Below are 14,527 nucleotides of genomic sequence, written 5' to 3'. Positions count from 1 at the left end.
CGTCCTCCGAGAGGGGGATGATCTCGGAGTTTAGGGTGATTTTCCGGACAGAGACAGGTCTCGGGGCCGGTTTCTCACCGAACTTTCAGCGGGCGCACTCTAAACGTTCAGCGTGTTCCCCTCGTGCGTGAGCCACACCGCGCCGAGCGGCGGCACCCTCAGCGTGGTCGAGTACGGCAGCCCGTGCCACGGCTCGTCGTCGGCCTCGACCTCGCCCATGTTGCCCACGCCGCTGCCCCAGTAGTCGTAGGCGTCGGTGTTGACGATCTCCGACCACTGGCCGGAGTAGGGGAGGCCGAGCCGGTAGCTCTCGTGCGGCGCGCCGCTGAAGTTGACCACGCACGCCAGCGCGGACCCGTCGTCGGCGTAGCGGACGAACGAGAACGTGTTACCGGAGGCGTCGTCGGCGTCGATCCACCGGAATCCCTCGGGCTTGCAGTCCTGCTCCCACAGCGCCGGGGTCTCCTTGTAGATCCGGTTCAGGTCGCGGACCAGCCGCTGCACGCCCTGGTGCCCGTCGAACTCCAGCACCCACCAGTCGAGCCCGCGCTCCTCCGACCACTCCGAGCCCTGGCCGAACTCGCCGCCCATGAACAGCAGCTGCTTGCCCGGATGCGCCCACATGAACGCCAGCAGCGCCCGCAGCTGCGCGAAGCGCTGCCACTCGTCCCCGGGCATCTTGCCGAGCAGCGACCCCTTGCCGTGCACGACCTCGTCGTGAGACAGCGGCAGCACGTAGTTCTCGGAGTAGGCGTACAGCAGCGAGAACGTCATCTGATGGTGGTGGTACTGCCGGAAGATCGGCTCGTGGCGCAGGTATTCGAGCGTGTCGTGCATCCAGCCCATGTTCCACTTGAACCCGAACCCGAGCCCGCCCAGGTGCACCGGGCGCGAGACCCCCGGCCAGGCCGTCGACTCCTCGGCGACGGTCGAGATGCCGGGCGTCTCCCGGTAGACGACGGAGTTCATCTCCTTGAGGAATTCGACCGCGTCGAGGTTCTCCCTGCCGCCGTAGACGTTGGGCGTCCACTCGCCCTCGCGCCGCGAGTAGTCGAGGTAGAGCATCGACGCCACCGCGTCCACCCGCAGCCCGTCGATGTGGAACTCCTTGAGCCAGTAGAGGGCGTTGGCCACCAGGAAGTTGCGCACCTCCCTGCGGCCGAAGTCGAACACGTACGTGCCCCAGTCAGGATGCTCGCCCCTGGCCGGGTCGGCGTGCTCGTAGAGGGGGGTGCCGTCGAAGCGCGCCAGCGCCCAGTCGTCCATCGGGAAGTGCGCCGGCACCCAGTCCAGCAGCACGCCGACGCCGCGCTGGTGCATCAGGTCCACGAAGTGGCGGAACTCGTCGGGCGTCCCGAACCTGGCCGTCGGCGCGTAGTAGGACGTCACCTGGTAGCCCCACGACCCGCCGAACGGGTGCTCGGCCACCGGCAGCAGCTCCACGTGGGTGAACCCCATGTCGACCACGTACGCGGACAGCTGCTCGGCCAGCTCCATGTACGACAGGCCCGGCCGCCAGGACCCCAGGTGCACCTCGTAGATGCTCATCGGCCCGGCCTGCGGATGGCTCTCGGCCCGGCCCGCCACCCACTGGTCGTCCGCCCAGGTGTAGGCGGACTTGTCGACCACGGAGGCCGTCATCGGCGGCACCTCGGTGCGCCTGGCCATCGGGTCGGCCTTGTCGCGCCACACGCCGTCGGCGCCCAGGATCTGGAACTTGTACCGCTCGCCCGTGCCGACGCCGGGGACGAACAGCTCCCACACCCCGGAGCGGCCCAGCGACCGCATCGGGTAGGCGCTGCCGTCCCAGTGGTTGAAGTCGCCGACGACCCGGATGCCGCGCGCGTTGGGCGCCCAGACGGCGAACGCCGTGCCCTCGACGTCCTCGTGTTCCATCACGCGGGCGCCGAGCGCCTCCCACAGCCGCTCGTGGCGCCCCTCGCCGATGAGGTGCAGGTCCACTTCGCCGAGCGTGGGCCAGTGCCGGTAGGGGTCACGGACCTCGTACGGGTCATGGTCGGCGTACTTGACGCTCAGCGTGTAGCCGGGCACCTTGTCCAGGCCGGGGACCGTGACCTCGAACACCCCGTGGGCCTGGTGTTCCATGTCGTGGGCCGTACCGTCCTCCAGCACCACCCGCACCCGCTCGGCCAGCGGGCGCAGCGTGCGGAAGACCACCCCGCCGGACGCGGGATGCGCCCCCAGCACGGAGTGCGGATCGTGGTGTGCCCCACCCGCGAGGCGGTCGAGCTCTGTCCTCATCGGCATGCTCCCAACCTTGCCCTATGATGACCGTCCATCCCAGGCACTGCCCGCTTTCACCGAGACAATCACCGAAAGTGCGAAATCCTGGGTTTAACCTGCCTTACACCAGGCTTGGATCCAGCCTCTCCGGCTCCGACTCCGCGCCGCGCACCAGAGCCGCCTCAAGCGCCTCCTGCCCCAGAACCGCCCGCACCGCGGCCGTGATCCGGTCGACGTCGCCCCGTTCCCCGGCGGGGAGGGGCGCGCCCGCGGCCGCCCGCAGCGCCGCCGCCCGGCCCAGCAGCAGCGCCGCCTCCTCGTGGCGTCCGCCCAGGGCACGCGCGCCCGCCAGCCCTTCCAGCGCGAGCGCGGTGGCCCTCGGATCGCCGACCTTGCGAGCCGCTCTGAGCCCCTCCAGCTGCAGCTCCAGGGCCGCGGCCGCGTCACCCCGCTGCTCGGCGGCGAACCCCAGCTCGGCCAGGATCAGCGCCGCCCCCGGCTCGCCGGCCACGTCCCTGACCCACTCCAGCCAGGCCCGCAGCCGCCGCTCGGCCTCGTCGAGGCGGCCCTGGCGCCGCGCCGCGAGCGCCAGACCCAGCTCCGCGAACTCCTCGGCGGGCCGGTTCGACTGCTCCACGGCCAGCCGCCTGGCCCGCTCGTGGTAGTCGTCGGCCCGCGCGTGGTCGCCCGTCAGCAGGGCGATCCTCCCCAACCGGGACAGCGCGTCGGACACCGAGCTCCACAGCCCGAGCTCCTCCGCCATCCGCAAGCCCTCCGCGCGCATCGCGGCGGCCCGCTCGTAGTCGCCGGTGATCTCGGCGAGCGTGCCGAGGTTCTCGGCGGCCCGCAGCTCGCCCCACAGGTCGCCGAGCTCCCTGAACAGCGCCAGCCCCCGCTCGCCGTCCCGCCGCAGCGCCGCCAGGTCACCGCGGATGGCGGCGTAGCGGGCCAGCACGTTCAGCGCCGCGCCCGTGCCCCACTTGTCGCCCAGCTCCTGGAACGTCTCCAGCGCCTGCTCGATCAGGGCCCCGCTGGCCGACAGATCGTCGTAGCCGAACATCGCGTACCCGATGAACCACCGCGCCCTGGCCCGCGCAGACCGCCCCTCGATGGCCTCGAACACCTCGTGGTCCGGCGGCTGCAGCCGCCCCGCCAGCAGCCGGAGCCCGGCCCGCCACACCCTCGCCTGCGCGGCGCCGGACCCCGCCGCGCCCGGGACGGACAGGGCGGCCTCCAGCGCCCGCTGTCCCTCGCCGAGCCTGCCGCGCAGCACCCAGTACCAGGCCATGGCGTTCACCAGCCGCACCGCCTCGCCGGGCCGGGCCAGCCGCACCGCCGTCTCCAGCGCCGCCCGCAGGTTGGCGCTCTCGGCGTCGAGCAGCGCGAGCGCGTCCCGCTGCCCGTGCCCCCGCAGGTACGGCTCCGCCCGCTCGGCGAGCGCCGTGTAGTACGCGGCGTGCCTGAGCCGCACCCCGTCCAGCTCGCCGGCCTCGTCCAGCCGCTCCAGGCAGTAGGCCGAGACCGACTCCAGCAGCCGGTAGCGCGGCTCGGCCCCGGGCGCCCGCACCCGGACGACCAGCGAGCGGTCCACCAGCCTGGCCAGCACGTCGAGGACGTCCACGCCGGGGTCGGCGGACACCTCCTCGGCGGCCTCCAGCGTGCTGCCGTCGGCGTGCGCGGCCAGCCGCCGGAGCACGACGCGCTCGGGGCCGGTCAGCAGCTCCCAGCTCCAGTCGATCATCGCCCGCAGCGTCCGCTGCCTGGCCGGGGCCCCGCGCAGACCCGACGCGAGCAGCCTGAACCGGTCGTCCAGCCGGTCGGCGAGCTGGCGCGGGGTCAGCGCCCGCATCCTGGAGGCGGCCAGCTCCAGCGCCAGCGGCAGGCCGTCCAGGCGGGCGCAGATCTCCGCCACGTCCGCGTCGGGCTCCACCCCGGACCGCGCCGCGAACAGCTCCACGGCCGCCTCGCGTGTCAGCGGCGGCACGCTCCACAGGGCCTCGCCCTCGATCCGCAGCGACTCCTGGCTGGTGGCGAGGATCCGCAACCCGGGCACGGCCTGGAGCAACCGCCCGGCCAGCACGGCGACCTGCTCGACGACGTGCTCGCAGTTGTCCAGCACGAGCAGCGTCTCCCTGCCCGCCAGCGCGCCCGAGATCCGCTCGACCGGAGCGCCCGGCCCGGCCGTGTCGTCGCGCAGGCCGAGCACGGCCGCGATCGCCTCGGCCACCTCGATCTCCGCCGCCCGCGGCCGGAGCGCGGCCAGCTCGACCAGCCACACGTCCCCGCCGCTCCTGCCCGAGGCGGCGGCCAGGGCCAGGCGGGTCTTGCCGACCCCGCCGGGGCCGGTCAGCGTCAGCAGGCGGCCGGCCCCCAGGAGCGAGCGGACCTCGGCCACCGCCCCGTCCCGGCCCACCAGGCTGGTCAGCGGCGCGGGGAGGTTGGTGCGGGGGCGTGCGACCGGGCCCAGGGACGGGTCCTGCCGCAGGATCGCCTGGTGCAGGGCCGCCAGCTCCGGCCCTGGGTCCAGGCCCAGCTCCTCCGACAGGCGCCGTCTCAGCTCCTCGTAGCCGGCCAGCGCCTCGCTCTGCCGTCCGGCCAGGTAGAGAGCCCGTACGTGCGCGGCGCGCAGCCGTTCGCGCAGCGGATGCTCGGCCACCAGGGAGGCCAGCTCGGCCGCGAGCAGGACGTGCTCGCCGAGCCCGAGCCGCGCCTCGGCCAGCTCCTCCAGGGCCGCCAGCCGCTGCTCGCCCAGCCGGGCCACGGCCGCCACGGCGAACGGCTCGTCGGCGAACTCGGCGTAGGCGTCCCCGCGCCACAGCCCGAGCGCCTCGCGCAGCAGCGCGGCCCGCTCCTGCGGGCCGGAGGCCCGCTGCGCGCGCCCGATCAACGTCTCGAACAGTCCCGCGTCCACGAAGGACGGCTCCACCTGCAGCACGTATCCGGGCGCCCGGTACGCGACCAGCCCGCCGACGGCCCGGCGCAGCTGCGACACCTTCACCCGGAGGGCGCCGGGCGCGTTGGCCGGGGGACGGTCGCCCCAGAGGTCCTCGATCAGGCGGTCCGCGGAGACCGGGTGTCCGGCGTGGACCAGCAGGTCGGCGAGGAGCGCCCGGACCTTGACCTCCGGCACCTTGACCGGCTCCCCGTCCGCGCTCCACACCGCGAGGGGGCCCAGCACCCCGAACCGCATTTCGCCCCCATAACCGACTCCGAACCAGACCATAACCGCCCACCTGGAAGGTGAACGCATCACTGCTACTCAGAGGGAACGCTGAAATGTCAGAAAATATCTCCGTGCTCGGCCTCGGCCTCATGGGCACCGCGCTCGCGGCGAGCCTCATCGAGGCGGGCCACCACGTCACCGTGTGGAACCGTACACAGGCCAAGACCGACCCCCTCGTCGCCAAAGGCGCGGCCCGCGCGGCCACCCCGGCGCGGGCCGTCGAGGCGAGCCCGCTGGTGATCGTCTGCCTGCTCGACTACCCCTCCGTCCTGGACGTGCTCGAGGACGTCCCGCTGGAGGGCCGCGTCGTCGCCAACCTCACCACCGGCCGCCCCGCCGAGGCCCGCGAGATGGCGGCCTGGGTGGGCGAGCGCGGCGGCGACTACCTGGACGGGGGCATCATGGCCGTGCCCCAGATGATCGCCAAGCCGGGGGCGCTCATCCTCTACAGCGGTTCGCAGCCGGCGTTCGAACGCTATGAGCAGGCGTTCGGGGTCATGGCCGGGGCCCGCTACACCGGCGACGATCCCGGCATGGCGCCGCTGCTCGACCTGGCCATGCTGACCGGCATGTACGGCCAGATGGCCGGCTCCCTGGAGGCCCTCGCCCTGGCGAGGTCGGCGAAATACCCGTTGACGGAGTTCACCGCGGAACTGCTGGTCCCCTGGCTCAACGCGATGGCGGCGGGGCTGCCCCGCTGGGCGGAGGACATCGAGGCGGGCGACTACCGGACCGAGGTGTCCAACCTGGAGATCAACAGGGCGGGCGTGGAGAACCTCGTCCGCGCCTTCGAGGAGCAGGGCGTCAGGCCGGACCTGCTCCTTCCCATGAAGACCGTCATCGACCGGCGGGTGGCCCGCGGCCTCGGCCACGAGGGCCTGCCGGGTCTGGTGGAGGAGCTCTAGCGAGGAGGGGCTCTAGCGTGGAGGGGCTCTAACGGGGGCGGAAGGCGGCCAGCGGGATCGAGATCCACGACGGGCGGTTACGGGCCTCGTAGACGACCTCGTACACCGCCTTGGACAGCTCGAACGCCCGCAGCAGCGCCGCGTCGCCGCGCGTGATCACGCCGCCGCCCTCGGCGTACCCCTCCAGGAACGCCGCCCGGTTGCGGTCCGCCCACTCCTGGGCCCGCGGCTCCAGCAGCTCGGCCTGGGAGTGGCCGGCCAGCAGGTGCCTGGCCGCGTAGTCGAACGAGCGCAGCATCCCCGCCACGTCCCGCAGCGGCGAGTACAGCGCCCTGCGCTCGGCCAGCGGCTGCCCGGGCTCGCCCTCGAAGTCCAGCACCACCCAGTCCGTGGGCGTGCGCATGACCTGGCCCAGGTGGTAGTCGCCGTGCACCCGCTGCACGGGCACCTCGTGGGTGAGCAGCTCCACCTGGTGGTAGGCGTCCTCGATCGCGGTCACGTGCCGGCGCAGCTCGGGCACCTCCGCGGCGGCCCGGCCCAGCTTCCGCCGGAACGCCTCGGCCATGCGCTTGACCTCGTGCGACTCGATGACGTCCGTGGGGAAGGCCGCGGCCAGCTCGTGGTGCACCCGCGCGGTGGCGCTGCCCAGCCGCAGCGACTCGGCCGCGAAGTCGCCGCCCGCCTCGGCCGCCGGCACCTCGGGCAGCGACGCGTACAGGTCGCGGACGCTGGCCAGGGCGAGGTCCCAGCCGTCGTTGGCGTTGGACAGGAACTCCTGCATGAAGCCGAGCGTGGTGCCGGTGCCGTCGAGGTCCGTCTCGATCCACCCGTACGGCTGCGCGACGTGCGGGGCGCCCCTGGCCGCCAGCGCCGTGACGATCTCCAGCTCGGGGTTGACGCCGGGGATGAGGCGGCGGAAGAGCTTGCAGATGTAGGCGTCCCCGTACACGAGCGAGGTGTTGGACTGCTCGGCCCCCAGCACCAGGCTGCGCTGGGAGGTGTCGATGGTGGCGTCCGGCACGTGGCGCAGGCGCAGGCCGTTGCCGGCCGCGTCGTGGGCCATGCCTTCGAGGAGCCAGCTCATGCGCTCGGAGTCGTGGACGGCGTCGTAGAGGTAGGTGTCGCCCACGGTGCCGATGAGGGCGTGCGCCAGGCGGTCGGGGAGCTCCGTCCGCTCGCCGAGCAGGATCTGGTAGCGGTCGCGCGAGCCTTCCTGCCACACCGCGACGATCAGATGCCTGAGCCCGGACGTCAGTTCGACGTCCGATTCGATCGACAACTCGTCGATCGCGCGCCCCTTGCCGCCGAACCAACGCTGACGACCGATCCATGCGGCAAGGGGCTCGCTCAGCACGTCCTACTCCTCCTGGGTGATGGCCGGCGGGAGTGTGAACCAGTAGAACCCATGCCCAGGAAGCGTCAAAAGATACGGAAGTTCGCCAATTGCCGGGAATGGGACTCCACCCATGGTCTCCACGGGGGAGACGCCGACGAATCTCCGCAGGTCCAGCTCGACCGGCTGGGGGAAGCGTGACAGGTTGTTCACGCAGAGCATCCGGTCGTCCCCGAGCTCCCTGACGAAGGCGAGCACGCTGGGGTTGGAGGAGTTGAGCTCCGCGTAACCGCCCAGACCGAACACCGGGTGCCGCTTGCGGATGTCGATCATGCGCTTGGTCCAGTGCAGCAGCGAGCCGGCGCTGCGCTGCTGGGCCTCGACGTTGAGGCCCTGGTAGCCGTAGATCGGGTCCATGATGACGGGCAGGTAGAGCCGGCCGGGGTCGCAGTCGGAGAAGCCGGCGTTGCGGTCGGGGTCCCACTGCATGGGCGTGCGCACGCCGTCGCGGTCGCCGAGCCAGATGTTGTCGCCCATGCCGATCTCGTCGCCGTAGTAGAGCACGGGGGAGCCGGGCAGCGACAGGAGCAGCGCGGTGAACAGCTCGATCTGGTTGCGGTCGTTCTCCAGCAGGGGCGCCAGGCGGCGGCGGATGCCGACGTTCGCCCGCATGCGAGGGTCCTTGGCGTACTCGGCGTACATGTAGTCGCGCTCCTCGTCCGTGACCATCTCGAGCGTCAGCTCGTCGTGGTTACGGAGGAAGATCCCCCACTGGCAGTGCTCCGGAATTTTCGGCGTTTGCGCCAAGATTTCGGAAATGGGGTAGCGAGACTCCCGGCGTACGGCCATGAAGATGCGCGGCATCAGCGGGAAGTGGAAGGCCATGTGGCACTCGTCCCCGCCGCCCACCGGGTCGCCGAAGTACTCCACCACGTCCGACGGCCACTGGTTGGCCTCGGCGAGCAGCACCCGGTCGGGGTAGATCCGGTCGATCTCGGCCCTGACCCGCTTGAGGTACTCGTGGGTCCTCGGCAGGTTCTCGCAGTTGGTGCCCTCCTCCTCGAAGAGGTACGGCACCGCGTCCAGCCGGAACCCGTCGATGCCCAGGTCCAGCCAGAAGCGCAGGACCTCCAGCATGGCCTCCTGCACGTCCGGGTTCTCGTAGTTGAGGTCCGGCTGGTGGTGGAAGAAGCGGTGCCAGTAGTACTGGCCGCGCACCGGGTCGTAGGTCCAGTTGGACGTCTCGGTGTCGATGAAGATGATCCGGGCGTCCTGGTACTTCTCATCGGTGTCGGACCACACGTAGAAGTCGCCGAACGGCCCCTCGGGGTCGTGACGCGAGGCCTGGAACCACGGGTGGGCGTCGCTGGTGTGGTTCATGACGAGGTCGGCGATGACGCGCATGCCGCGCTTGTGCGCCTCGTCCACGAGCTTCACGAAGTCTCCCAGGTCCCCGAACTCGGGCAGGATCTTCATGAAGTCCGCGATGTCGTAGCCGCCGTCGCGCAGCGGCGACTCGTAGAGGGGCAGCAGCCAGAGGCAGTCGACCCCGAGCCACTGGAGGTAGTCGAGCTTGTCGATGAGCCCTCTGATGTCGCCCGTGCCGTCGCCGTTGGAGTCGGCGAAACCTCGGATCAGGACCTCGTAGAAAACCGCGCGTTTGTACCAGTACGGATCGCGCGGCTTCTCCTCGTCAAAGGTGTTGGGAATGGGTGTGGTTGAGCTCATGAGCCACTCCGGGAGTGGCTCATGACGGAGGCGCTTTCACACACGTTGAAGACTCCCCGCTGAATTCAGTTCTTACCGTGGCGCGGCTCGGACGGTGAGAATATGGGCAGGCTGGATGTGGGGATCGAGGCGCACGTAGTTGCTCTGCCGCCAGCGGTACGACTCGCCCGAGAGCTCGTCGTCCACGACGAACTCGGCGTTCCAGTCGAGTCCGATGGCAGGAAGGTCAAGGTCTACGGTCGCCTCGTGGGTATGGTGCGGATCCAGGTTGACGACCGCCAGCACCACGTCGCCCGGACCGTGCCTGCGCGTGGCCGGATCATAGGCGCCGGGAAGCCGCTTCGAGAAGCAGACGATGTCCGGCTGGTCGACTCTGTGGAACCGTAGATTACGCAATTCCTGCAGTGCCGGATGCGCTCTTCGGAACAAATTCAGGTGGGTGATGAAGGGCGCCAGGCTCCACCCTTCACGTTCGGCGGCAACCCAATCGCGAGGTTTGTACTGATATTTCTCGCTATCGAGGTATTCCTCGCTGCCGGGGCGTACCGGAATGTTCTCTATAAGCTCATATCCGGAGTAAACCCCCCAACTCGGCGAGCCGAGCGCGGCCAGCACCGCCCTGATCTTGAAGGCGGGGATACCGCCGTGCTGCAGGTATTCGTGCAGGATGTCCGGCGTGTTCACGAAGAGGTTCGGGCGCACGTAGGCGGGGGTCTCGTGGGAAAGCTCCATGAGGTACGACTCCACCTCCGGCTTGGTGTTGCGCCAGGTGAAGTACGTGTACGACTGGTGGAAGCCCACCTTGCCCAGCATGCGCAGCATCGGGGGCCTGGTGAACGCCTCCGACAGGAAGATCACGTCCGGGTCGGTGGTGTGGATGTCCGCCAGCAGCCGCTCCCAGAACCCGACCGGCTTCGTGTGCGGGTTGTCCACCCGGAAGATCCGCACGCCGTGGGCCATCCAGCGCATCAGCACCCGCTTGACCTCGGCGTAGATGCCCTCGGGATCCTTGTCGAAGTTGATCGGGTAGATGTCCTGGTACTTCTTCGGCGGGTTCTCGGCGTAGGCGATGGTGCCGTCGGCCCTGATCGTGAACCACTCGGGGTGTTCCTTCACCCACGGGTGGTCGGGCGAGCACTGCAGCGCGAAGTCGAGCGCGATCTCCATGCCCAGCTCTTTGGCACGGCCGACGAACACGTCGAAGTCCTCGAACGTGCCCAGGTCGGGATGGATGGCGTCGTGGCCGCCGTCCTCGGAGCCGATGGCCCAGGGCGAGCCGGGCTCGTCGGGCTCGGGGCTGAGCGTGTTGTTGCGGCCCTTGCGGAACGTCGTGCCGATGGGGTGGATCGGCGGCAGGTAGACGACGTCGAAGCCCATCTTGGCGATGGCGGGGAGGCGCTTGGCAGCAGTCTGGAAATTTCCGGATTTGGAGATGCCGAGCTCGTTGACGACCGCGCCTTCCGACCTGGGGAAGAACTCGTACCACGACCCGTACAGCGCCCGCCGCCGGTCCACCCTGATCTTGTGCGACTTGGACCTGGTCACCAGCTCCCGGAACGGGTGCGCCTCCAGCAGCGCGGCCGTCTCCGGCAGTTGCGCGATCGACAGCCGGGCCCTGGGGTCCAGCTCCTCGTCGCGGAGCGTGGCGGAGACCGACAGCAGGGCGGCGCGGTGCCCGCAGGCGCTGTCGCCGTTGCCGTTCCCCTTGGAGCCGCCGTGGGAGCCGCCGTTGGAACCGTTCGTGCCGTTCTTGGGCCGGCCGTTGGGGCAGTCGGCCGTACGCACGGCCTTCGCCGCCCGCTCGAAGAGCCGGGCGCCCTCCTCGCACATCAGATCGACGTCCATGCCGCGCGGGATCTTGATCTCGGCGTCGTGCAGCCACGTGCTGATCGGGTCGCTCCAGGCCTCCACCCGGAACAGCCAGTCACCCTCGGCAGGAAGGGAGACCTCCACGCCCCAGCGGTCGGTGCCCGGGGCGAGCTCGCGCATCCGTCTCAGACGGCCACGCTGCCCATCGGGCGAGGTGAGCACCACGCCCGCGGCCACGGCATCGTGGCCTTCTCTGAACACGGTCGCCGAGACCTCGAAGGTCTCGCCGGCGACCGCCTTGGCGGGCCATTGCCCGCAGTCGACGACGGGGGAGATGTCCGTGATGGGAATTCGTCCGATCATCGCATTCAAGGGTTGGCGACGGCGCGCTCGGTGCCGCCGGAGGCTTTCCGTGGGTGCAGACTCCGCGTCCCGGCGGTGAGCCGCTGGACGCGGACCACCGTGGTAGGAACGATCCTTGCATGTAAATTGTGGACAGCAGCGGATAGACCTCCCGAGTGTGTCCGCGGGAGTGCCAACAATCAGGAAAGTTGCCCCAATCGTCCGTCTTCATGCTTGTTCCCGGAAGGGGTTTGAACGGTCTTCATGGGGGTGAAGGACTGAGAGGTCCCTCCTAGCCCGTAGGGTGCAGAAACGTGAGAGCAATCCGCCGGTTTACCGTCCGCACCGTCCTGCCCGCGGAGCTGGCCGCCCTCGGCGAGCTCGTCCACAATCTCCGCTGGTCCTGGCACCCGGAGACGATGGACCTTTTCGCGGAGGTGGACGCCGCCCTCTGGGAGCAGGTCGGGCACGATCCCGTGGCCCTGCTCGGCGCCGTCACCCCCGCCCGGCTCAGCGAACTGGCCGCAGATCGCCGCTTCCTGCGCCGCCTCGCCGACGCGGCCGACGACCTACGCGAATACATGACCTCTCCGCGCTGGTACCAGACGCTTCCCGACGGGGCGCGGACCATCGCCTACTTCTCCCCGGAATACGGCATCGCCGCCGCGCTGCCGCAGTATTCGGGCGGTCTCGGCATCCTTGCCGGAGACCACCTCAAAGCCGCCAGTGATCTGGGCGTGCCGATCCTCGCGGTCGGCCTGCTCTACCGCCACGGCTACTTCACGCAGTCGCTGTCGCCCGAGGGCTGGCAGCTGGAGCACTACCCGTCGCTCGATGCCGGCGGCCTGCCGCTCAGCCTGCTGAAGGACGCCGGCGGCGAGACGGTCAAGATCCGCCTCGCCCTGCCCGGCGAGCGCGAGCTGCACGCGCAGATATGGGTGGCGCAGGTCGGCCGGGTGCCGCTGCTGCTGCTCGACTCCGACGTGGCCGAGAACGACACCGCCGCCCGCGACATCACCGACCGCCTCTACGGCGGGGGCACCGACCACCGGCTCATGCAGGAGCTGCTGCTGGGCGTGGGCGGCGTACGCGCCATCCGCGCGTACTGCAAGATCACCGGGCACCCCGATCCCGAGGTGTTCCACACCAACGAGGGGCACGCCGGCTTCCTCGGCCTGGAGCGCATCCGCGAGCTCACCGAGGCGCGGCTCTCCTTCGACGAGGCGCTGGAGGCGGTGCGGGCGGGCACGGTGTTCACCACGCACACGCCCGTCCCCGCGGGCATCGACAGGTTCCCCGTGGACATGATCGAGCGCCACTTCGGCGGCGCGAACGCCTGGCCGACCGTGCCCGTCGAGCGGATCCTGGCTCTGGGCGCCGAGGCCGATCCCACCCGGTTCAACATGGCCGTCATGGGCATGCGGCTGGCCCAGCGGGTCAACGGCGTCTCCGTGCTGCACGGCAAGGTCAGCCGGGAGATGTTCAAGGATCTTTGGCCCGGATTTGACCTGGACGAGGTGCCGATCGGGTCGATCACCAACGGCGTGCACGCGCCCACCTGGGTCGGCAGGGAGTTCATGGAGCTGGCCGAGCGCGAGCTGCCCTCGCTGCTGGAGCGGGCCCGCGGCTGGGAGGGCATCCAGAAGATCTCCGACGCCGACCTCTGGCAGATCAGGGGCACGCTGCGGCGGCGGCTCGTCGAGGGCGCCCGGGTGCGCCTGCGCAGGTCGTGGCGGGAGCGCGGCGCCTCGGACGCCGAGCTCGGGTGGATCGACGACGCGCTCGACCCCGACGTGCTGACCATCGGCTTCGCCCGGCGGGTGCCGTCGTACAAGCGGCTCACGCTGATGCTGCGCGATCCCCGGCGGCTCACCGAGCTGCTGCTCGACCCGGACAAGCCGGTCCAGATCGTGATCGCCGGCAAGGCGCACCCGGCCGACGAGGGCGGGAAGAAGCTGATCCAGCAGATCGTCAAGTTCGCCGACCAGGCCAACGTGCGCCACCGCATCGTCTTCCTGCCCGACTACGACATGGCGCTCGGCCAGCTCATGGTCCAGGGCTGCGACGTCTGGCTGAACAACCCGCTGCGCCCGCTGGAGGCGTCCGGCACCTCGGGGATGAAGTCCGCGCTGAACGGCGGGCTCAACCTGTCGATCCGCGACGGCTGGTGGGACGAGTGGTACGACGGCACCAACGGCTGGGCGATCCCGACCGCCGACGGCGTGACGGACGCCGACCGGCGCGACGAGCTGGAGGCCGCCGCCCTCTACGACCTGATCGAGCACGAGGTGTCCGACCGGTTCTACGACCGTCCCGTGGACGGGCTGCCGCGGCGCTGGCTGGAGATGGTCAAGCACACGCTCACCTCGCTGGGCCACAAGGTGCTGGCCGGGCGCATGCTGCGGGACTACGTGGTCGACCTGTACAACCCGGCCGCCGCCGCGGCCAACGCGCTGTCGGCCGACTCGTACGCGCCCGCGAAGGCGTTCGCGGCCTGGCGGGTCCGGGTCACCAGGGCCTGGCCAGGGGTGCGCGTCGAGCACGTCGAGGCCTCGGGCGTGGGGGACACGCCGGAGGTGGGCGCCTCCATCGAGCTGCACGCCACGATCGCGCTCGGTGACCTGGAGCCCGACGACGTGCTGGTCGAGGCCGCCTACGGCAAGGTCGGGCCGCACGACGAGCTGATGCGTCCGACGTACGCGAAGCTCACCGTCGCCTCGACGGACGACGACGGGCGGGCCCACTACACGGGCACGGTGCCGCTCGACCGTACGGGAGCGTTCGGATACACCGTGCGCGTCGTTCCTCACCACCCGCTCGTGGCCACTCCCGCCGAGCTCGGCCTGATCGCCGTGCCGGAGGAACCCGTGGGCATGACAAATGGCACATTGCGTTAATCAGGGGCCCCCGCGAACGGCATATCGCGTTAAACGGACGGCATAA

7 protein-coding genes are annotated in these 14,527 nt (G+C 70.5%); 2 read left to right on the top strand and 5 right to left on the bottom strand.

The annotated features are described in order from the left end of the window. Positions 1 to 99: 99 nt before the first annotated feature. Together glgB and ACFKCF_RS26445 are read right to left on the bottom strand one after the other, a co-directional pair. Entirely contained in the window at positions 100 to 2,262 is a 2,163-nt protein-coding gene (gene glgB / locus ACFKCF_RS26450) for a 1,4-alpha-glucan branching protein GlgB (protein ID WP_394497645.1), read from the bottom strand. Positions 2,263 to 2,365: 103 nt separating this feature from the next. After that, positions 2,366 to 5,434, bottom strand: a complete 3,069-nt coding sequence (locus tag ACFKCF_RS26445) for a BTAD domain-containing putative transcriptional regulator (RefSeq protein ID WP_394497597.1) — start codon at positions 5,432 to 5,434, stop codon at positions 2,366 to 2,368. Positions 5,435 to 5,520: 86 nt separating this feature from the next. On the opposite strand from ACFKCF_RS26445, the gene ACFKCF_RS26440 reads away from it, so the two are divergent. Beyond that, positions 5,521 to 6,372: an NAD(P)-dependent oxidoreductase gene (locus ACFKCF_RS26440; RefSeq protein WP_394497595.1), complete on the top strand. Its 852-nt coding sequence runs from the start codon at positions 5,521 to 5,523 to the stop codon at positions 6,370 to 6,372. Between the two features lie 28 nt (positions 6,373 to 6,400). Here the strand turns inward: ACFKCF_RS26440 and ACFKCF_RS26435 are convergent, their stop codons facing one another. The 3 genes from ACFKCF_RS26435 to ACFKCF_RS26425 all read right to left on the bottom strand — a co-directional run bounded on the left by ACFKCF_RS26435 (position 6,401) and on the right by ACFKCF_RS26425 (position 11,605). After that, positions 6,401 to 7,726 (bottom strand): aminoglycoside phosphotransferase, encoded by a 1,326-nt coding sequence (locus ACFKCF_RS26435; RefSeq protein WP_394497593.1) that lies wholly within the window; start codon positions 7,724 to 7,726, stop codon positions 6,401 to 6,403. A 3-nt stretch (positions 7,727 to 7,729) separates the two neighbouring features. Further along, positions 7,730 to 9,433, bottom strand: coding sequence for a maltose alpha-D-glucosyltransferase (gene treS, locus ACFKCF_RS26430; RefSeq protein ID WP_394497592.1), 1,704 nt, complete (start codon positions 9,431 to 9,433; stop codon positions 7,730 to 7,732). Between the two features lie 72 nt (positions 9,434 to 9,505). Beyond that, on the bottom strand, positions 9,506 to 11,605 hold the full coding sequence (locus ACFKCF_RS26425; protein ID WP_394497590.1) for an alpha-1,4-glucan--maltose-1-phosphate maltosyltransferase: 2,100 nt from the start codon (positions 11,603 to 11,605) through the stop codon (positions 9,506 to 9,508). Positions 11,606 to 11,898: 293 nt separating this feature from the next. Here ACFKCF_RS26425 and glgP point away from each other — a divergent pair, with 293 nt between their 5' ends. Then, positions 11,899 to 14,481, top strand: coding sequence for an alpha-glucan family phosphorylase (gene glgP / locus ACFKCF_RS26420; protein ID WP_394497589.1), 2,583 nt, complete (start codon positions 11,899 to 11,901; stop codon positions 14,479 to 14,481). Positions 14,482 to 14,527 lie beyond the last annotated feature (46 nt).

Source organism: Nonomuraea sp. JJY05 (assembly GCF_043496855.1).
Lineage (GTDB): Bacteria > Actinomycetota > Actinomycetes > Streptosporangiales > Streptosporangiaceae > Nonomuraea.
The sequence above is the reverse complement of the archived record's forward strand: the minus strand, read 5'-3'. Positions and strand labels throughout refer to the sequence as shown.